Consider the following 18,410-nt stretch of genomic DNA (forward strand, 5'->3'; position numbering starts at 1 on the left):
ATGAAAATTGGTGATAAGCTAACTGGGCGTATTACAGGAATTCAGCCCTATGGTGCCTTTGTTGAGTTAGAGACAGGGGTGACAGGGCTGATTCACATCTCGGAGATTCGGACGGGATTTATTGAAAATATCTATGACATTTTAAAAATTGGCGATGAAGTCCAAGTTCAGGTGGTGGATTTTGACGAATACACTGGGAAGGCCAGTCTTTCTATCCGTACCTTGGAAGAGGAAAAACATCAATTGCCAAGACGGAGACGTTTTTCAAATGATCGGATCAAGCACGGTTTTGCGCCCCTTGCTCGAATGATGCCTGTTTGGACGCGTGAGGCACTGGAGCATTTAAAGAAGAAGCCATAAATACGATTATCTAAATCATTTGTTATGTTAAAATAATTTGTTATAATAAAAGTATGAAAGAAGAACAATTATTAAAACCAGGAGAGCGAATCAATCAGCTCTTTTCAACAGATATCAAGATCATCCAAAATAGAGAGGTGTTTAGCTATTCGGTGGATAGTGTTCTTTTATCACGCTTTCCTCGCTTCCCTAAACGGGGTTTAATTGTGGACTTTTGTGCTGGAAATGGTGCAGTGGGACTTTTTGCTAGTTCACGTACTCAGGCGCGGATAATATCTGTAGAGATTCAGGAGCGTTTGGCGGATATGGCAGAGCGTTCGGTTCAGTTGAATGGCTTGGAAGAGCAGATGCAGGTCATCTGTGATGATTTGAAAAATATGCCTGCCTACATTCAGGGAAGTAAGGTGGATATGATTTTGTGCAATCCGCCTTATTTTAAGGTGGATCCGCATTCTAATCTGAACGAGAGTGAACATTACCTTCTGGCCAGACACGAAATTACGACTAACCTAAAAGAAATTTGCCGTAGTGCTCAGAGTATTCTCAAGTCTAATGGCCGTTTGGCCATGGTTCATCGTCCAGATCGGCTCTTGGATATCTTAGACATGCTTCAACGCCATAATTTGGCACCCAAGCGCCTGCAATTTGTCTATCCTAAACGAGAGAAGGAGGCTAATATGCTCTTAATCGAAGCTATCAAGGATGGATCGACAAGTGGCTTTAAGGTCTTGCCACCACTCATTGTTCACAATGATGATGGTTCCTATACACCAGAAATTCAAGAGATTTACTATGGATCATAAGGCCTATATGTATGTGCTGGAGTGCCGCGACGGTTCTTACTATACGGGCTATACGACTGATGTGAGAAGACGCCTCGCTGTCCACAATAGTGGGAAGGGAGCCAAGTATACCCGAGCTCGCTTGCCAGTCAAACTCATCTATGTAGAGGGGTTTTCCAGTAAGGAAGAAGCCATGTCTGCCGAAGCTCTCCTCAAACGAAAGAAACGTTCACAGAAAGAACGATTTCTATCCGAAAATCAAGAGAAAAATCTAGTTAACGATATTGATGTCTAATGAGGAGTCCTTTGACTCCTCTTACTTTTGTCAAAAGAAGAAAAAAGTGCTAAAATAAGATGAATAAATTTAAAGAGGTATTATCATGTCTAAGATTCTAGTATTTGGTCACCAAAATCCAGACTCAGATGCCATCGGGTCATCTGTAGCCTTTGCTTATCTTGCAAAAGAGGCTTATGGATTGGACACAGAAGCAGTAGCACTTGGAACTCCTAATGAAGAAACAGCCTTCGTTTTGAACTATTTTGGTGTAGAAGCCCCACGCGTCATCACATCTGCTAAATCAGAAGGTGCAGAACAAGTCATCTTGACTGACCACAATGAATTCCAACAATCAGTGTCAGATATCGCTGAAGTAGAAGTTTACGGTGTTGTGGACCACCACCGTGTGGCTAACTTTGAAACTGCAAGCCCACTGTACATGCGTTTGGAACCAGTTGGATCAGCTTCATCTATCGTTTACCGCATGTTCAAAGAACATGGTGTGGCAGTTCCTAAAGAAATCGCAGGATTGATGCTTTCAGGTTTGATTTCAGATACTCTTCTTTTGAAATCACCAACAACTCACCCATCTGATAAAGTCATTGCTCCTGAATTGGCTGACTTGGCTGGTGTCAACTTGGAAGAGTACGGTCTTGCTATGCTGAAGGCTGGTACGAACTTGGCAAGCAAATCTGCTGAAGAATTGATCGACATCGATGCTAAGACCTTTGAACTCAACGGAAATAAGGTCCGTGTTGCCCAAGTAAACACAGTTGATATTGCTGAAGTCTTGGAACGTCAATCAGAAATTGAAGCTGCAATGCAAGCCGCCAATACAGCAAATGGTTACTCTGACTTTGTCTTGATGATTACAGACATCGTTAACTCAAACTCAGAAATTTTGGCTCTTGGTGCTAATATGGACAAGGTAGAAGCAGCTTTCAACTTCAAACTTGAAAACAACCATGCTTTCCTTCCAGGTGCCGTTTCACGTAAGAAACAAGTGGTGCCTCAGTTGACAGAAAGCTTTAATGGTTAATTCTTAATGAATATTTGGAACTGTTAATTTGACTATTTATAGAAGGTGATAGCATGATGCGATTGATTGAAGGACTGCGCTTTTTGGTTGAGGTTGTGGCAATCCTTGGTCTTTTCTCCGTATCTGTGATACAAATTTCTTGGCTGGAAAAATTCCTATTTTTTCTTCTAGCAGTTCTATTAATCTTATTTTGGGCACGATATATGGCGCCAAAATCTCCACATGCTTTTAAAAAATGGCGTCGCCTCGTTGCTGAGACATCGATTTTTATTTTGGTTAGTGGTAGTTTTTGGTATTTGTATGGATTGCAAATAGGGATCCTCTACTTAGCTCTGTCTTTTGGAAGTTTGGTGCTACTTTATTATTTTCAGCTAGAGTGATTCTTATAATATAGTTAATGAATTATTTAAATGGTAATTATTTGACTGGAGATTGACACGAGAAAACGATGTTTTCCATATAGCTAAAGGGGTTTCGGCTCCTTTTTTTCTAGGAGAGAAAGATGTTAGAAAATGGTGATTTGATTTTTGTGAAGGATCTTTCAGATATGGGGCAGGCTATCCAGGCTTCTACTGGGAACTATAGTCATGTAGCCATCTTTTTGGACGGTTTCATCTACCATGCTAGTGGGCAAGCAGGTGTCATCTGTCAAAAACCGGCTGAATTTTTTGAACCAACTCATCTCTACGATCTTTATGTCTATCCAGAGCTGGAAGCTGACTTGGTAAAGGAGAAGGCTTGCCAGCATCTAGGTGCTCCTTATAATAGCTCGTTTTACCCAGATGGGTCTGGCTTTTACTGCTCCCAGTACATCGCTGAAATCCTACCGATTTTTGAAACTATTCCCATGAAATTTGGGGATGGGGAGCAGGAGATTAGTGATTTTTGGAGGGACTATTACAGGAAACTCGAACTTCCTGTGCCTCTCAATCAACCAGGGACCAATCCTAGTCAACTAGCAACATCCCCTCTATTAGAATGTAAAGAAAGGAAACTTCATGATTCAGATTTTTAATCCATCTCGTTTGACTCGACAGCCATTTTTTATAGATTTGGTGGACTATCTGGACCAGCATGATGATGTGATCCTCCGAGAAATCAAGGCTCGGTTTCCAGATGTGGCAGTCGATAAACTAATGGAAGAGTATATCAAGGCAGGCTTGATCCTAAGGGAAAACAAACGCTATTTTCTCAATCTCCCTTTTTTAGAATCTACGGATAATTTAGCCCTTGACCAAGAAATTTTTATCAGAGAGGACAGTCCAGTTTATCAAGCCTTGCTAGAGAAGACTTTTGAGACAGAATTGCGCAATCAAACCAATGCCGCCATTTTAGTCGAATCTACGGACTTTGCAAGAGAAAAGATGACCCTATCCAACTATTTCTACAAGGTCAAGCACCAATATCCTTTGACGGAAAAACAGCAGGAACTCTATGCCATTTTGGGAGATGTCAATCCTGAGTATGCTCTCAAGTATATGACGACGTTTTTACTCAAGTTCCTCAAAAAGGACCAGCTCATGCAGAAACGGCGTGATATTTTCGTTGAGAGTTTAGTCGTCTTAGGCTATATTGTTCAAAACGAAGAAGGGAAGTATGAGTTGGCTGTTGATTTCGACAAGGAACGCTTGACTTTCTATTTGCCTTAATTGCTTGCTTTTGAGCAGATTATTTGACTTTGCTAAAGAATAAGCATAAACTAAATGTAAGCGATAACGTTTATCGTATTAAAAGCAAAGGAGACAGAACTATGTCACTTGAAAATAAATTGGATCAAGCAACTGGTGCTATCAAAGAAGGATTTGGTAAAGTTACTGGTGATAGCAAGACAGAAGCAGAAGGTACTGTTGAAAAAACAGTTGCCAAAGCAAAAGAAGTTGTTGAAGATGCTAAAGGTGCTGTAGAAGGTGCCGTTGAAGGTCTTAAAAATTCATTTAAGAAAGAAGACTAAAAAAATCAAGGGAATGTTTCCCTTGATTTTTTTATAGATAACATTCTGCGATAGCTGCGTCTCCAGGATAGTCTTCTTTCTTTCCTTGGACGATTTGGTAACAATCAGCTCCCTTACCAGCAATAATCACGGCATCTAGTTCTTGATTTGTGATGGCCATCGCTGCCTTGATGGCTTCTTCACGATCGGCAATCTTTTCAACAGGATGATTGATGTAGCTGCTGATTTCTTCAGCAATGGCCATTGGATCTTCATAGTTGGGATCATCAGCGGTGAGAAAGACTTGAATCTCAGGATGTTGATTGAGAAGGATTCCAAAGTCTTTGCGACGACTTTCACCCTTGTTTCCAGTCGAACCGAGAACCAGAGCAATCTTTCCAGTTTGATGAGTTTCAACAACAGAAATGAGTTTTTTCAGACTGTCCCCGTTGTGGGCATAGTCGATGAAGACCTTAGCGCCATTTTTCTGTGTGAGGACTTCCATACGTCCAGGGACGCGGGTTGCAGCGATTCCTTTTTTGATGTCCTCCAGACTGGCACCTAGACGGAGGCAGGCAAGTCCTGCAGCGACTGCATTTTCTTGATTGAAGTGACCTATGAGTTGGATATCATAATCACCAGCGAGTTTACCTGTAGCGGAAAAGCTAAAGGCTTTGGAATTCTCGATTTGGTTACTTGACTGGCTACCATAGAAGTCATGTTCTTGATCTTCCACTTGTTCTTTCAATACAGAAAAGTGGTCCATGTCGCTGTTAATGACAACTGCTCGGCTATTTTTCATCAAGAGACGTTTGTGATAGAAGTAGTCTTCAAAGCTAGGATGCTCAATCGGACCGATATGGTCAGGAGTGATGTTAAGAAAGACACCTACATCAAAGGTCAGGCCATAGACTCGATGAACAAGATAGGCTTGGCTAGAGACTTCCATTACAAGATGGGTTCGACCATTCTGAACAGCCTGAGCCATCATGTCGAAAAGATCGATATTTTCAGGTGTTGAGAAGGAAGATTTAAAGAAGGTCTCGCCATCCAGAGTTGTGTTCATAGTTGACAAGAGAGCTGTTGGGTAGCGTTGAGATAGGATGTGGTAAGCAAAGTAAGCTGCTGTTGTCTTTCCTTTTGTCCCTGTGAAAGCGAGAATTTTGAGTTTTTCTTGTGGATTGCCATAAAATTCCATAGCAATCAAACTCATGGCTTTTTTGATATCGTTCACAATGATGACGGGGATACCGACTTCGTAGTCCTTTTCTGCGACATACCAAGCTAATCCTTGCGTTATAGCGGATAGGAGGTATTCTTTTTTAAAGGCAGCACCTTTTGCAAAAAAAAGAGTCCTTTCTTTTACTTTTCTGCTGTCATAACTGATGCTGTCAAAAACAACTTCACTGTAGTTGTAGTGGTAATGACCTTGGTCAATAATCTCACGAAAAAGGCCATCTTTCTTTAAAATATCTAATACGGTTTCAATCTTAATCATACTTTCTATTATAAACTTCAAGCCCGAATTTTACAAGTAACAAGGAAAAGTTTATAATGGAAGATAAGGAACTTTTCCTAGTTATCAAAATTGAATGAGGAAGCTATGTCTAACGAAAACAATCACCAGCAAGCCCAGATGTTGCGAGGGACTGCTTGGCTAACAGCTAGTAACTTTATTAGTCGCCTCCTTGGTGCTATCTACATTATTCCCTGGTATATCTGGATGGGGACTTATGCCGCTAAGGCAAATGGACTCTTTACTATGGGTTACAATATTTATGCTTGGTTCTTGCTGATTTCAACAGCGGGTATCCCAGTTGCGGTCGCCAAACAAGTGGCTAAGTACAATACCATGCGGGAAGAAGAGCACAGCTTTGCTTTGATTCGGAGTTTCCTAGGCTTTATGACTGGCTTGGGATTAGTCTTTGCCTTGGTCTTGTATCTCTTTTCTCCATGGTTAGCAGATTTGTCAGGTGTGGGGAAAGACCTGATTCCCATCATGCAGAGTTTGGCTTGGGCGGTCTTGATTTTCCCATCTATGAGTGTCATCCGGGGCTTCTTCCAAGGGATGAACAATCTGAAACCCTATGCTATGAGTCAAATCGCTGAGCAGGTGATCCGTGTTATCTGGATGTTGATGGCAACCTTCTTCATTATGAAGATGGGTTCTGGTGACTACTTATCAGCCGTTACCCAATCGACCTTTGCGGCCTTTGTGGGGATGGTGGCAAGTTTTGCAGTTTTGATCTACTTCCTTGCTCAAGAAGGTTTGCTTAAAAGAGTTTTTGAAACACGGGATAAAATCAATAGTAAGCGACTCTTAGTCGATACGATCAAGGAAGCCATTCCCTTTATCCTGACAGGATCAGCCATCCAGCTCTTCCAGATTTTAGACCAGATGACCTTTATCAATAGTATGAAGTGGTTTACCAACTACAGTAATGAAGACTTGGTTGTCATGTTTTCTTATTTCTCTGCCAATCCTAATAAAATCACCATGATTTTAATCTCTGTAGGGGTTTCGATTGGGAGTGTCGGCTTGCCGCTGTTGACGGAAAACTATGTAAAAGGCGACTTGCAGGCAGCGGCTCGCCTAGTCCAAGATAGCCTCACCATGCTCTTCTTATTTCTACTACCTGCAACAGTTGGAGTGGTCATGGTAGGGGAGCCTCTTTATACAGTCTTTTACGGTAAGCCAGATAGTCTGGCCATGGGTTTATTTGTCTTTGCAGTTTTGCAGTCTACTATCCTAGGCTTGTATATGGTCTTGTCTCCTATGCTTCAGGCTATGTTCCGCAACCGCAAGGCAGTTCTTTACTTTATCTATGGTTCCATTGCTAAGCTCGTCTTGCAATTGCCAACCATTGCTATTTTCCACAGCTACGGTCCCCTGATTTCAACGACTATCGGCTTGATTATTCCAAATGTCCTGATGTACCGAGATATCTGCCAGGTAACGGGTGCTCGTCGAAAGATTATCTTGAAGCGAACCATTTTGATTACCATCTTAACACTTGTCATGTTTATCCTAGTTGGCTTCTTGCAGTGGCTACTCGGTTTTGTCTTCCAACCAAGTGGACGTTTCTGGAGTTTCCTTTATGTGGCTCTCATCGGAGGGCTTGGAGGAGGCCTTTATGGTTTGATGAGCCTACGGACACGACTCCTGGACAAGATAATCGGCAAAGCTCAAGCAGACAGACTACGTACACGATTGAAAATATCGTAAAAAGATTTATAAATAAAAGTAATAAATTTAACCTTTCTGTAATAGAAAGGTTTTTATACTACATTTTTCTTAAAAAAAGAGAACTTTTTCTAAAATCAAGAGCAAAAAATATGCTTTTTTAAGTTTTTCTTCAGAAATTACTTGACTAAATAAAACAAAAGCTGTATAATAAGACAAAACTTTTAAACAGGAGGTTCTGGAAATGAAAAAGTCTAAGGCCAAGTATCTGACACTTGCAAGTGTCGTGTTAAGCGCAGGTATCTTACTGAGCGCATGTGGAAATTCAAGTAGCGCTTCTAAAACATATAACTATGTTTATTCGAGCGATCCATCTAGTTTGAACTATCTTGCAGAAAACCGTGCAACAACTACCGACATCGTGACCAATTTGGTGGATGGGTTGATGGAAAATGACCAATACGGTAACTATGTTCCATCATTGGCAGAGGATTGGACTGTTTCTCAGGACGGTTTGACCTATACTTACAAATTGCGTAAGGATGCAAAATGGTATACTTATGAGGGTGAAGAATATGCCCCTGTAACGGCCCAAGACTTTGTGACAGGTTTGAAATATGCTGCTGATAAAAAATCCGAAGCCTTGTACTTGGTTCAAGACTCTGTAGCAGGTTTGGATGACTATATCAACGGGAAAACAACTGACTTTTCAACTGTCGGTGTTAAGGCGATTGACGACCAAACAGTTCAGTATACTTTGACACGTCCAGAACCTTATTGGAATTCTAAAACAACTTCAACCATTCTCTTCCCTGTCAATGCAGACTTCCTAAAATCAAAAGGGGATGATTTTGGTAAGGTAGATCCTTCTAGTATTTTGTATAGTGGACCTTTCTTGATGAAATCTTTTGTTTCAAAATCTGTTATCGAATACAAGAAAAATCCAAATTACTGGGATGCTAAAAATGTCTTTGTGGACGATGTGAAATTGACTTACTATGATGGTAGTGACCAAGATGCCCTAGCTCGTAACTTCGTAGAAGGAGTATATAGCTACGCGCTTCTCTATCCAAATAGCTCAAGCTTTGAAGGCATTAAAGAGAAGAACAAGGATAACATCATCTATAGTATGCAAAACGCAACTTCTTATTACTTGAACTTCAACTTGGACAGAAAATCTTATAACTTCACGTCTAAATCCTCAGATATTGAAAAGAAATCAACCCAAGAAGCAGTTCTGAATAAAAACTTCCGTCAAGCCTTCAACTATGCTTATAACCGTACAGCCTATGGAGCACAATCTCAAGGGGAGGACGGAGCAACAAAGATTATTCGTAACTTGGTTGTACCTCCAACATTTGTAAGTATCAACGGAAAAGACTTTGGTGATGTTGTTTCAGAAAAGATGGTCAACTATGGCCAAGAATGGCAAGGAATCAACTTTGCAGATGCGCAAGATCCATACTACAATCCTGACAAGGCTAAAGCTAAATTTGCAGAAGCTAAGAAAGAATTGGAAGCTAAGGGTGTGCAATTCCCAATCCACTTGGATGTAACAGTTGACCAATCAGCTAAAAAAGGTGTACTTGAAGCAAGTTCTTTGAAACAATCCATCGAATCTGTTCTAGGAGCTGAGAATGTGGTTATCGATATCCAACAATTATCAACAGATGACTTTGACAACTCTAGCTACCTAGCTCAAACTGCAGCTCAAAAAGACTTTGATATCTATAATGGCGGTTGGAGTGCTGACTACTTGGATCCATCAAGCTATCTTGATATCTTAAATGTCAATAACGGTGGTATATTGCAAAACATTGGTCTAGAACCAGGTGAGGTCAATGACAAGGCTAAGGCAGTTGGTCTGGATACTTACACTCAAATGTTAGAAGAAGCGAACAAGGAGCAAGAACCAGCGAAACGTTATGAAAAATATGCTGAAATTCAAGCTTGGCTCGTTGATAGCGCCCTTGCAATTCCAAACGTTTCTCAGGGTGGAACACCGACCTTGAGAAAGACAGTTCCATTCTCATCGCCATTCTCACAAGCTGGAAATAAGGGTGTCGAATCATACAAGTATCTCAAGTTACAAGATAAGACTGTAACGGCTGATGAGTATGAAAAAGCGAAAGAAAAATGGCTAAAAGAAAAAGAAGAATCAAATAAAAAAGCCCAAGAAGAACTGGCAAAACACGTTAAATAACCAGTCTATTCAACAGGAAAAACGATAGTTTCTCAAGGAACTATCGTTTTTATATAGTTTGAAACTATAGCTAGCTCTTGAAAACAAGAAAATGAGTTAGTGAAAATAAGTGGTACAATAGTTACTATAGATTTGGAGGTATTGTATGAGCAAAGAACTACACATCAACACAATTTTGGCCCAGGCGGGAATCAAGTCAGATAAGGCAACAGGTGCCTTGGTGACTCCACTTCATTTTTCAACAACTTATCAGCATCCAGAGTTCGGTCAGTCTACGGGATTTGACTATACCCGTACTAAAAACCCAACTCGTAGTAAGGCGGAGGAAGTCTTGGCGGCAATCGAATCAGCAGACTATGCCCTAGCGACAAGCTCAGGTATGGCTGCGATTGTACTAGCTTTTAGTGTTTTTCCAGTAGGAAGTAAAGTCTTGGCTGTTCGTGATCTGTATGGGGGTTCTTTCCGTTGGTTTAACCAAGTCGAGCAGGAAGGCCGTTTCCATTTTACCTATGCCAATACAGAAGAAGAGCTGATCGCAGAGTTAGAGAAAGATGTGGATGTTCTCTATATTGAAACACCAACTAATCCCTTGATGTTGGAATTTGATATTGCCAAACTAGCCAAACTAGCTCATGCCAAGGGTGCCAAGGTAGTGGTGGACAATACCTTCTACAGTCCGATTTACCAACGTCCGATTGAAGATGGTGCGGATATCGTTCTTCATTCAGCCACCAAGTATCTAGCAGGGCACAATGATGTCTTGGCTGGGGTAGTTGTGACTAATAGTTTAGAACTATATGAGCAACTGTTCTACAATTTGAATACGACTGGTGCGGTCTTGTCACCATTTGATAGTTATCAGTTGATTCGTGGTCTTAAAACTCTACCTCTTCGTATGGAACGTTCTACAGCCAATGCCCAAGAAGTGGTTGCTTTTTTGAAGGATTCACCTGCTGTCAAGGAAGTGCTCTATACAGGACGTGGAGGCATGATTTCCTTTAAAGTAGTGAATGAAAAGCGTATTCCTCATATTTTAAATAGCTTGAAGGTCTTCTCTTTTGCGGAAAGTTTGGGTGGGGTAGAGAGTCTGATCACCTATCCGACAACTCAAACCCATGCGGATATTCCAGCAGAAGTGCGCCATTCCTATGGCTTAACAGATGACCTCTTGCGTTTATCCATTGGGATTGAGGATGCTAGAGATTTGATTGCGGACTTGCGCCAAGCTTTGGAAGGATAAGATAGATATGGGAAAATATGATTTTACAAGCCTGCCCAATCGTTTGGGACACCATACTTATAAATGGAAAGAAGCGGAAGCTGATCGAGAAGTTCTACCAGCCTGGATAGCAGATATGGACTTTGTGGTTTTGCCTGAAGTTCGACAAGCTGTACAAGCCTACGCAGATCAGTTGGTCTATGGCTATACCTATGCCAGTGATGCTTTGATTGAGTCGGTTTTGGAATGGGAAGCCAGCCAACACGGGTACCACTTTAACAAAGATGCTCTCGTCTTTATCGAGGGAGTGGTGCCAGCTATTTCAACAGCCATTCAAGCCTTTACAAAAGAGGGGGAGGCTGTTCTAATCAACACACCAGTCTATCCGCCTTTTGCCCGCAGTGTCAAACTCAACAATCGCCGATTGATTACCAATTCTTTGGTGGAAGAGGATGGGCTGTTTGAGATTGACTTTGACCAGCTGGAGAAGGAATTGGTAGAAGAGGATGTGAAGCTTTATATCCTCTGCAATCCTCATAATCCTGGTGGCCGTGTCTGGGAAAAGGAAGTGTTAGAAAAGATTGGAACTCTCTGTCAAAAACATGGTGTATTGCTGGTTTCGGATGAGATTCACCAAGATTTGGCCCTCTTTGGTCACAAACACCAGTCATTCAACACCATTGATCCCGCCTTTAAAGACTTTGCCCTTATCTTGAGCAGTGCCACTAAGACCTTTAATATTGCTGGGACCAAGAATTCCTATGCAGTTATTGAAAATCCAAAGCTTCGTGTTGCTTTCCAAAAACGCCAGTTGGCCAATAACCAGCATGAGATCTCAGGCTTGGGGTATTTGGCGACAGAAGCTGCCTACCGTTATGGCAAGGACTGGTTAGGAGAACTAAAAGGAGTCATAGAGGACCATATTAACTATGTAGTGGATGTTTTGGGCAACGAAACCAAGATTAAGGTCATGAAACCACAAGGTACCTACTTGATCTGGCTGGATTATTCAGCCTATGAACTAACGGATGACCGCTTGCAAGAGCTTTTGAAGAATGAAGCCAAGGTCATCTTGAACCGAGGTTTGGACTTTGGGGAGGAGGGAACTCTTCATGCCCGCCTCAATGTAGCCATGCCGAAGTCAGTACTAGAAGAGGTTTGTCAACGCATCGTGACCACTTTTGCTACACTTTAAAATCGAGCCTTCTAGGAGAAAAGTCTTCCTAGAAGGCTATTTTCATAGGGGAAAATGTGGTATAATGAAAAGATAAGATAAAGGGGTTACTATGACTAAATTGATTCCAGGAAAGTTGCGCATGGAGGGTGTTACTCTCTATGAGACAGGCAAGATTGAGATTATCAAGGAAAAAGGAAATCGCCTCTATACTCGTGTGGCGGGAGAAGACTTGCGCTACAGTTTAGAGGATGATCTTGTTTTTTTTGCTTGCGATTTTTTCCAAAAAAGAGGTTACTGTGTTCACCTCGCAGCGCTCGAGCATTATCTGAAGAACGACGAAGAAGGCCAGGTGATTTTACAAGCCTTAGAAAAAGGACATGAAGAGCAAGAAGAGGTCGAAACCAAGGTTAGTTTTGGTGGTAGTTTTTTGGAGCGTATCCAACCTCAGAAGAGAGAGAAAATCTACACTTTGTCGGCTCTAGGTCAGGTGGAAGCTGGGACCAATCGCCTCCTTTGGACTCTCCGAATCGGTTTAGTTGATAGTCAAAAATATTATGTCATTCGTGACATCCCTCTCTTTTTGAAGGTCTTGGTCCATCGAAAGCCATATATGATTGGGAAACACTATGAAAATGACTTGTCTTGGGATGCTTTTGATACAGCTAGTCAAGAAGTTCTTACTTTTTTATGTGGCTTAATTGAGGAGGGACTGAGTCAAGACCTCTTTTTCCCTAATCAAGGTCGTCACCTCTTTTTCCCTCTGACCTTTTTAGAGCAGGGAGTGGAGTTGCTGATGAACTTGGAAGATTTTCATTTTGAGCACCAGATTACTAGTTATGAAAATCTTCTCTTTCATGATTTAGATCCCGATGCAGAACTGTTCTCTTTTTCAGTGCAGGAGTATCCTGATTATTTTGAGATGGAAATTTCTGAGACTGAGCGAGTTAACGTATTCTATGGAGGGGCAATTCTCTTTCGTAAGGGGAATCTTTATCTCTTAACCCCTAAACAAATCAGCCTCCTAAAGGAAATTAAGGAGCTTCCTCAGGAGGAGAGAGGGAGAAAATGCCTCCAGTTTGACAACAGTGATCGTGACCGTCTGGCCGCCTGTCTGCCTTTGTTTAGACAGCTGGGCACAGTTTCTGCTCCTGAGCGCTTGCAAATCAGACCCTTTTCACCAATCTTTTACTTTGATAGGGAGGATGACGGTCGCATTAGTTTGGATATTCAGTTTGACTATGGAGATGTTAAGGTGACTAGTCAGCAACAGCTGGAACAATTACCATTTTCAAGCGATGCCGTCTTGGAGAACCAGCTATTTCAAGTCTGTTTAGGAGCTGGGTTTGAGGCTGATTTTCAGTCTTGGAGACAGGCTTTGAAGCCAGAGGCAGTTTATTCTTTCTTTCACCATACGATTCCATCTTTTGAGAAATTGGGTCAGGTTTTCTTGTCTGATGAGATAAATCAGCTCTACAGTGTCCAAGCTCCTCAGGTTCAGATTGAGTCCAAGGGAGGACTGTTGGAGATTCAGTTTGATTTCCAAGGGATTGCCCAAGAAGAGATTGATCAAGCTCTTAAAGCCCTGACCAGCAATCAGGATTTCTATATCAGTTCTTCTGATCAAGTGTACTTTTTTGATGAGGAAACCAAGCAGATTCGTCAAAATTTGCAGGAACTGGGGGTTGAACTAAAAGATGGTTCTTTCCAAGCGCGAAAATCCCTAGCTTATAGCCTTTCTCAGCTTTTTGAAGGTCGAGACAGGATCTCCTTCTCAGAAGAATTTCAGCATTTAGCTCATGATTTGACTCATCCAGAGGACTTTTCTTTGGGAGATATACGAGTTCAGACGAGTTTGAGAGACTATCAGGAAAAGGGTGTTCGTTGGCTCCAGATGCTTCATCACTATGGTTTTGGTGGCATTCTGGCGGATGATATGGGACTGGGAAAAACATTGCAAACCATCGCTTTTTTGACTAATCAGGTGACAGAAGATAGTCGGGTCTTGATTTTAGCGCCGTCAGGTTTAATCTACAACTGGGCAGATGAATTCAGGAAATTTGCCCCACAGTTGGATTTGGCTGTCGTTCATGGTTTGAAAGCGAATCGAGAAGCAATTCTTTCTGAAAATCACCAAATCTATGTGACTAGCTATGCCACCTTTCGTCAAGATAGCGAGCTTTATCAAGAGATGGCTTTTGATTTTCTCTTCTTAGATGAAGCCCAGGTCATGAAAAATGCTCAGACTAAGATTGCTCAGAGTTTGCGCCAGTTTGTGGTGCCAGCAGTCTTTGCTTTGTCAGGTACGCCTATCGAAAATCATTTAGGAGAGTTGTGGTCTATCTTCCAAATTGTGCTTCCAGGGCTCTTGCCAAGTAAAAAGGAGTTTATGAAATTACCGGCTGACCGAGTCGCGCAGTTTATCAAGCCTTTCGTCATGAGGCGTAAGAAAGAAGAAGTTCTTACAGAACTGCCTGATCTGATCGAAGTCGTCTATAAAAATGAACTGGAAGACCAACAGAAGGCCATCTATCTCGCCCAGTTGCAACAGATGCGAGACCGCCTAGCGCAAGTGACCGATCAAGAATTCCAGAGAAGTCGGGTAGAAATCTTATCCGGTCTCATGCGTTTGCGTCAGATCTGCGATACGCCAGCTCTCTTTATGGACGATTACCAAGGAGCTAGTGGTAAATTGGATAGTCTCCGAGATTTATTGCTACAAGTGGCTGCTGGTGGGCATCGGGTCTTGATTTTCTCCCAGTTCAAAGGAATGTTAGAAAAAATTGAGCAAGAACTCCCAGACTTGGGCTTGACCTCCTTCAAAATCACAGGTTCAACTCCTGCTCATGACAGACAGGAGATGACCAAGGCCTTTAACCAAGGGGAGAGAGATGCCTTTCTCATCTCCCTTAAGGCGGGTGGTGTTGGTCTCAATCTAACGGGAGCTGATACGGTTATTTTGGTTGACCTTTGGTGGAATCCTGCGGTTGAAGCCCAAGCTATCGGACGAGCCCACCGCATGGGACAAGAGCAGAAGGTAGAGGTCTATCGTTTGATTACCAAGGGGACCATTGAAGAAAAAATCCAAGAACTTCAAGAACAAAAGAAACATTTGGTTTCCCAAGTTTTAGATGGTACGGAGTCGCGTGCGAGTCTCAGTCTGGCAGAAATTCGTGAAATTTTGGGAATTTCTGAAGCCAGCACTTGAAAAATCAAGACAATACGCTATAATGAAGTGTTGAAAGGAAATACAAAATGAAACAAGATCGATTTCCATTGGTGTCAGATGACGAGATCATGCTGACCAAAATGCCAGTCATGGACTTGTACGATGAGTCAGACTTTATTAGCAATATCAAAGGTGATTACCGCGATAAGAACTATTTGGAATGGTCTCCTATCAATGAGGAAGAAACTATAGTTTCTCCAGTGGTTACTAAGGAGTCAAAGCCAAGTCCAGAACCTAAAAAAGTTGAAAAAACCTATGCTGAATTGGCTCGAGAAGAGGCGCGTGCGGATTTGAAGAAGAAACGTTCAGCCAAGTATTTGACTCAGGATGTTAGTCATACTAGACGACACAATGGTTCAACACTTGTTCGTCAAGGAAACCAACCAACAGCACCATTTCAAAAGGAAAATCCAGGTGAGTTTGCCAAATTTAGTAAAAACTTGAGCCAGTCTCACTATATCTTAGCTGAGGAGATTGGCCAAGTGACGAATCCAACTCCGAAAGTCCAAACGGGAAAAGCTAAAAAGAACAACTACGATTTTCTAAAGAAGAGTCAAATCTATAATAAAAAGAATAAGCAAACAGAACAGGAACGTCAGGTTGCCCAAGAGTTGAATCTGACAAGAATTACTGAGTAGGGGAGAAAAGCATGTCAAAAACATATCATTTTATTGGAATCAAGGGATCAGGGATGAGTGCCCTAGCCTTGATGTTGCACCAAATGGGACACAAGGTTCAAGGTTCAGACGTTGAAAAATACTACTTTACTCAACGTGGACTAGAACAGGCAGGGATTGCGATTCTTCCTTTTGATGAAAAAAACCTACAAGGTGATGTGGAGATTATCGCGGGGAATGCTTTCCGTCCAGATAACAATGTTGAAATCGCCTATGCGGATCAAAATGGTATCAGCTACAAACGTTACCATGAATTCCTAGGTAGCTTTATGCGCGACTTTGTCAGCATGGGAGTGGCAGGAGCTCATGGAAAAACTTCAACAACAGGTATGTTGTCACACGTCTTGTCTCACATCACAGATACCAGCTTCTTGATTGGTGACGGGACAGGTCGCGGCTCAGCAAATGCTAAATATTTTGTCTTTGAGTCAGACGAATATGAGCGCCATTTCATGCCTTACCACCCAGAATACTCTATCATCACCAACATCGACTTTGATCATCCAGACTACTTTACAAGTCTAGAGGACGTTTTCAATGCCTTTAACGACTATGCTAAACAAATTACCAAAGGTTTGTTTGTTTACGGTGAGGATGCTGAGTTGCGTAAGATTACAGCCAATGCACCAATCTATTACTATGGGTTTGAAGCTGAGGGCAATGACTTTGTAGCTAGCGATCTTCTTCGTTCTACGACTGGTTCAACATTCACCGTTCATTTCCGTGGTCAAGAGTTGGGTCAATTCCACATTCCAACCTTTGGTCGTCACAATATCATGAATGCGACAGCTGTTATTGGTCTTCTTTACACAGCTGGATTTGACTTGAACTTGGTCCGTGAACACTTGAAAACTTTTGCAGGTGTTAAGCGTCGTTTCACTGAAAAAATTGTCAATGATACAGTGATTATTGATGACTTTGCCCACCATCCAACAGAAATCATTGCGACCTTGGATGCGGCTCGTCAGAAATACCCAAGCAAGGAAATCGTGGCAGTCTTTCAACCGCATACCTTTACAAGAACCATTGCCTTGTTGGACGAATTTGCCCATGCATTGAATCAAGCAGACGCCGTCTACCTAGCGCAAATCTATGGATCAGCTCGTGAAGTGGACCATGGTGATGTCAAAGTAGAAGACTTAGCCAATAAAATCAACAAGAAACACCAGGTTATCACTGTTGAAAATGTTTCTCCACTCCTAGACCATGATAATGCTGTTTACGTCTTTATGGGTGCTGGAGACATCCAAACCTATGAATATTCATTTGAACGTCTTTTGTCTAACTTGACAAGCAACGTCCAATAAGGAAAACAGATGGAAATTCCAATCACAATAAGGCAAGCTACCTTATCAGATTTAGAAGAAATGTTGGCGATTGAAGAAGCCAATCCTTCATCAGAAGAGACATTTAGCCGCCAATCCTTAGAAGAGAGTATCCGCAAGACTGCGGGTACCTTTCTTGTAGCTGGGGATGAAAATCAGCTCGTGGGCTATATTTTAGGAGAAGCTCAGTCTATTCATCCCAAATGGATAGAAGTAAAATTCTTGACTATTCATCCTGACCATTGGGGACAGGGGCTGGGAACTCTTCTTCTTGCAGCCTTGAAACAGGTGACAGTCGAACTAGATTATCAAGGTATTCTTTTGCAGAGTCCTGATGAACTACTATCATATTTTGAAATGAATGGCTTTGTTGAAGAAGAAGTGACCGAGAGTCATTATGGCAGTGGCTCTGAATGGTATCTGATTTGGGAAAATCCCTTTTATCAGGAGGAAATATGAAAATCAGACAAGCAAGATTTTCGGATTTAGATCGGATTATAGAGATAGAGCTGGAGAATTTTTCACTGGAGGAAGCCATTCCTCGTTCGGTCTTTGAGGCCCATTTGCAGGAAATTCAGACCAGTTTTCTGGTAGCTGAAAAAGAGGGGCATATTCTTGGTTATATCGAAGGTCCAGTCGTCCCACACCGCCATCTACATGATCAGTCCTTTACAGAAGAAATAAAAGACTATAGCCATCAACCTGGAGGTTATATTTCTGTGACTTGCCTATCTATTGCCAAGGAAGCACAAGCTTTGGGAGTGGGGAAAAGACTATTAAGGGCTTTGAAAGAAGTCGCTTTAGAACATGAGCGAGAGGGCATTAATCTGACGTGTCATGATTACCTTATCGCCTATTATGAAAAGCACGGCTTTGTTAATGAAGGAATATCCCAGTCAAACTTTGCTGGGGAAACATGGTATGATATGGTCTGGCAGCCTGAAAATCAATAAAACTAGCTAGGGAATGCCCTAGTTGGTTGCTTTTCTACGACTTTTAAGATATAATATT

18 protein-coding genes are annotated in these 18,410 nt (G+C 41.8%); 17 read left to right on the forward strand and 1 reads right to left on the reverse strand.

Translation table 11 applies throughout. The features are described from left to right. The 8 genes from SOR_RS03185 to SOR_RS03220 all read left to right on the forward strand — a co-directional run bounded on the left by SOR_RS03185 (position 1) and on the right by SOR_RS03220 (position 4,409). Entirely contained in the window at positions 1-360 is a 360-nt protein-coding gene (locus tag SOR_RS03185; protein WP_000689618.1) for a S1 RNA-binding domain-containing protein, read from the forward strand. A gap of 53 nt (positions 361-413) precedes the next feature. Further along, on the forward strand, positions 414-1,163 hold the full coding sequence (locus SOR_RS03190) for a tRNA1(Val) (adenine(37)-N6)-methyltransferase (protein ID WP_000657020.1): 750 nt from the start codon (positions 414-416) through the stop codon (positions 1,161-1,163). Beyond that, positions 1,153-1,437, forward strand: a complete 285-nt coding sequence (locus SOR_RS03195) for a GIY-YIG nuclease family protein (protein WP_000349616.1) — start codon at positions 1,153-1,155, stop codon at positions 1,435-1,437. Before SOR_RS03190 ends, SOR_RS03195 begins: the two co-directional genes overlap by 11 nt. An 85-nt stretch (positions 1,438-1,522) precedes the next feature. After that, the gene (locus SOR_RS03200; RefSeq protein ID WP_000036059.1) at positions 1,523-2,458 is read left to right on the forward strand and encodes a manganese-dependent inorganic pyrophosphatase; all 936 of its coding nucleotides are present in this window, start codon (positions 1,523-1,525) and stop codon (positions 2,456-2,458) included. Between the two features lie 53 nt (positions 2,459-2,511). Continuing rightward, the gene (locus SOR_RS03205; RefSeq protein ID WP_000985026.1) at positions 2,512-2,838 is read left to right on the forward strand and encodes a DUF2568 domain-containing protein; all 327 of its coding nucleotides are present in this window, start codon (positions 2,512-2,514) and stop codon (positions 2,836-2,838) included. A 122-nt stretch (positions 2,839-2,960) separates the two neighbouring features. After that, positions 2,961-3,473 carry a YiiX/YebB-like N1pC/P60 family cysteine hydrolase gene (locus tag SOR_RS03210; RefSeq protein WP_000892228.1) on the forward strand — a complete coding sequence of 171 codons (513 nt, stop codon included), beginning with the start codon at positions 2,961-2,963 and terminating at the stop codon, positions 3,471-3,473. Next, complete coding sequence (locus tag SOR_RS03215; RefSeq protein WP_000614489.1) at positions 3,457-4,107, forward strand: DUF1803 domain-containing protein; 651 nt, start codon at positions 3,457-3,459, stop codon at positions 4,105-4,107. The genes SOR_RS03210 and SOR_RS03215 overlap by 17 nt, the downstream gene beginning before the upstream one ends. Positions 4,108-4,208: 101 nt before the next feature. Then, positions 4,209-4,409 carry a CsbD family protein gene (locus tag SOR_RS03220; protein ID WP_000051179.1) on the forward strand — a complete coding sequence of 67 codons (201 nt, stop codon included), beginning with the start codon at positions 4,209-4,211 and terminating at the stop codon, positions 4,407-4,409. A 31-nt stretch (positions 4,410-4,440) separates the two neighbouring features. Here the strand turns inward: SOR_RS03220 and SOR_RS03225 are convergent, their stop codons facing one another. Beyond that, entirely contained in the window at positions 4,441-5,886 is a 1,446-nt protein-coding gene (locus SOR_RS03225) for a UDP-N-acetylmuramoyl-L-alanyl-D-glutamate--L-lysine ligase (protein WP_000590281.1), read from the reverse strand. A gap of 105 nt (positions 5,887-5,991) precedes the next feature. Between SOR_RS03225 and SOR_RS03230 the strand changes: the two genes are divergently transcribed. From SOR_RS03230 to SOR_RS03270, 9 genes are all read left to right on the forward strand, one after another. Beyond that, complete coding sequence (locus tag SOR_RS03230; protein WP_000064192.1) at positions 5,992-7,614, forward strand: putative polysaccharide biosynthesis protein; 1,623 nt, start codon at positions 5,992-5,994, stop codon at positions 7,612-7,614. A gap of 202 nt (positions 7,615-7,816) precedes the next feature. Further along, entirely contained in the window at positions 7,817-9,775 is a 1,959-nt protein-coding gene (locus tag SOR_RS03235) for a peptide ABC transporter substrate-binding protein (protein ID WP_000748541.1), read from the forward strand. A gap of 145 nt (positions 9,776-9,920) precedes the next feature. Further along, positions 9,921-11,015 carry a cystathionine gamma-synthase gene (locus SOR_RS03240; protein ID WP_000031979.1) on the forward strand — a complete coding sequence of 365 codons (1,095 nt, stop codon included), beginning with the start codon at positions 9,921-9,923 and terminating at the stop codon, positions 11,013-11,015. Positions 11,016-11,022: 7 nt separating this feature from the next. Next, positions 11,023-12,189: a MalY/PatB family protein gene (locus SOR_RS03245; protein ID WP_000521349.1), complete on the forward strand. Its 1,167-nt coding sequence runs from the start codon at positions 11,023-11,025 to the stop codon at positions 12,187-12,189. 91 nt (positions 12,190-12,280) lie between these two features. Then, complete coding sequence (locus SOR_RS03250) at positions 12,281-15,376, forward strand: DEAD/DEAH box helicase (protein WP_000163728.1); 3,096 nt, start codon at positions 12,281-12,283, stop codon at positions 15,374-15,376. A 47-nt stretch (positions 15,377-15,423) separates the two neighbouring features. Continuing rightward, positions 15,424-16,035, forward strand: a complete 612-nt coding sequence (locus SOR_RS03255; protein WP_000806743.1) for a hypothetical protein — start codon at positions 15,424-15,426, stop codon at positions 16,033-16,035. Positions 16,036-16,046: 11 nt separating this feature from the next. Continuing rightward, the gene (gene murC, locus SOR_RS03260; RefSeq protein ID WP_000048078.1) at positions 16,047-17,381 is read left to right on the forward strand and encodes a UDP-N-acetylmuramate--L-alanine ligase; all 1,335 of its coding nucleotides are present in this window, start codon (positions 16,047-16,049) and stop codon (positions 17,379-17,381) included. A gap of 9 nt (positions 17,382-17,390) precedes the next feature. Beyond that, positions 17,391-17,858 carry a GNAT family N-acetyltransferase gene (locus SOR_RS03265; protein ID WP_000405311.1) on the forward strand — a complete coding sequence of 156 codons (468 nt, stop codon included), beginning with the start codon at positions 17,391-17,393 and terminating at the stop codon, positions 17,856-17,858. Further along, positions 17,855-18,352, forward strand: coding sequence for a GNAT family N-acetyltransferase (locus SOR_RS03270; protein ID WP_000702416.1), 498 nt, complete (start codon positions 17,855-17,857; stop codon positions 18,350-18,352). Before SOR_RS03265 ends, SOR_RS03270 begins: the two co-directional genes overlap by 4 nt. The last annotated feature ends 58 nt before the right edge of the window (positions 18,353-18,410 follow it).

The sequence above is a fragment of the Streptococcus oralis Uo5 genome (assembly GCF_000253155.1).
GTDB classification, from domain to species: domain Bacteria; phylum Bacillota; class Bacilli; order Lactobacillales; family Streptococcaceae; genus Streptococcus; species Streptococcus oralis_L.

Bases quoted from the DNA above. Each gene is read 5' to 3' on its own strand.
- SOR_RS03185 (WP_000689618.1), top strand. From the start codon at position 1: ATGAAAATTGGTGATAAGCTAACTGGGCGTATTACAGGAATTCAGCCC.
- SOR_RS03190 (WP_000657020.1), top strand. From the start codon at position 414: ATGAAAGAAGAACAATTATTAAAACCAGGAGAGCGAATCAATCAGCTC.
- SOR_RS03195 (WP_000349616.1), top strand. From the start codon at position 1,153: ATGGATCATAAGGCCTATATGTATGTGCTGGAGTGCCGCGACGGTTCT.
- SOR_RS03200 (WP_000036059.1), top strand. From the start codon at position 1,523: ATGTCTAAGATTCTAGTATTTGGTCACCAAAATCCAGACTCAGATGCC.
- SOR_RS03205 (WP_000985026.1), top strand. From the start codon at position 2,512: ATGATGCGATTGATTGAAGGACTGCGCTTTTTGGTTGAGGTTGTGGCA.
- SOR_RS03210 (WP_000892228.1), top strand. From the start codon at position 2,961: ATGTTAGAAAATGGTGATTTGATTTTTGTGAAGGATCTTTCAGATATG.
- SOR_RS03215 (WP_000614489.1), top strand. From the start codon at position 3,457: ATGATTCAGATTTTTAATCCATCTCGTTTGACTCGACAGCCATTTTTT.
- SOR_RS03220 (WP_000051179.1), top strand. From the start codon at position 4,209: ATGTCACTTGAAAATAAATTGGATCAAGCAACTGGTGCTATCAAAGAA.
- SOR_RS03225 (WP_000590281.1), bottom strand. From the start codon at position 5,886: ATGATTAAGATTGAAACCGTATTAGATATTTTAAAGAAAGATGGCCTT.
- SOR_RS03230 (WP_000064192.1), top strand. From the start codon at position 5,992: ATGTCTAACGAAAACAATCACCAGCAAGCCCAGATGTTGCGAGGGACT.
- SOR_RS03235 (WP_000748541.1), top strand. From the start codon at position 7,817: ATGAAAAAGTCTAAGGCCAAGTATCTGACACTTGCAAGTGTCGTGTTA.
- SOR_RS03240 (WP_000031979.1), top strand. From the start codon at position 9,921: ATGAGCAAAGAACTACACATCAACACAATTTTGGCCCAGGCGGGAATC.
- SOR_RS03245 (WP_000521349.1), top strand. From the start codon at position 11,023: ATGGGAAAATATGATTTTACAAGCCTGCCCAATCGTTTGGGACACCAT.
- SOR_RS03250 (WP_000163728.1), top strand. From the start codon at position 12,281: ATGACTAAATTGATTCCAGGAAAGTTGCGCATGGAGGGTGTTACTCTC.
- SOR_RS03255 (WP_000806743.1), top strand. From the start codon at position 15,424: ATGAAACAAGATCGATTTCCATTGGTGTCAGATGACGAGATCATGCTG.
- murC (WP_000048078.1), top strand. From the start codon at position 16,047: ATGTCAAAAACATATCATTTTATTGGAATCAAGGGATCAGGGATGAGT.
- SOR_RS03265 (WP_000405311.1), top strand. From the start codon at position 17,391: ATGGAAATTCCAATCACAATAAGGCAAGCTACCTTATCAGATTTAGAA.
- SOR_RS03270 (WP_000702416.1), top strand. From the start codon at position 17,855: ATGAAAATCAGACAAGCAAGATTTTCGGATTTAGATCGGATTATAGAG.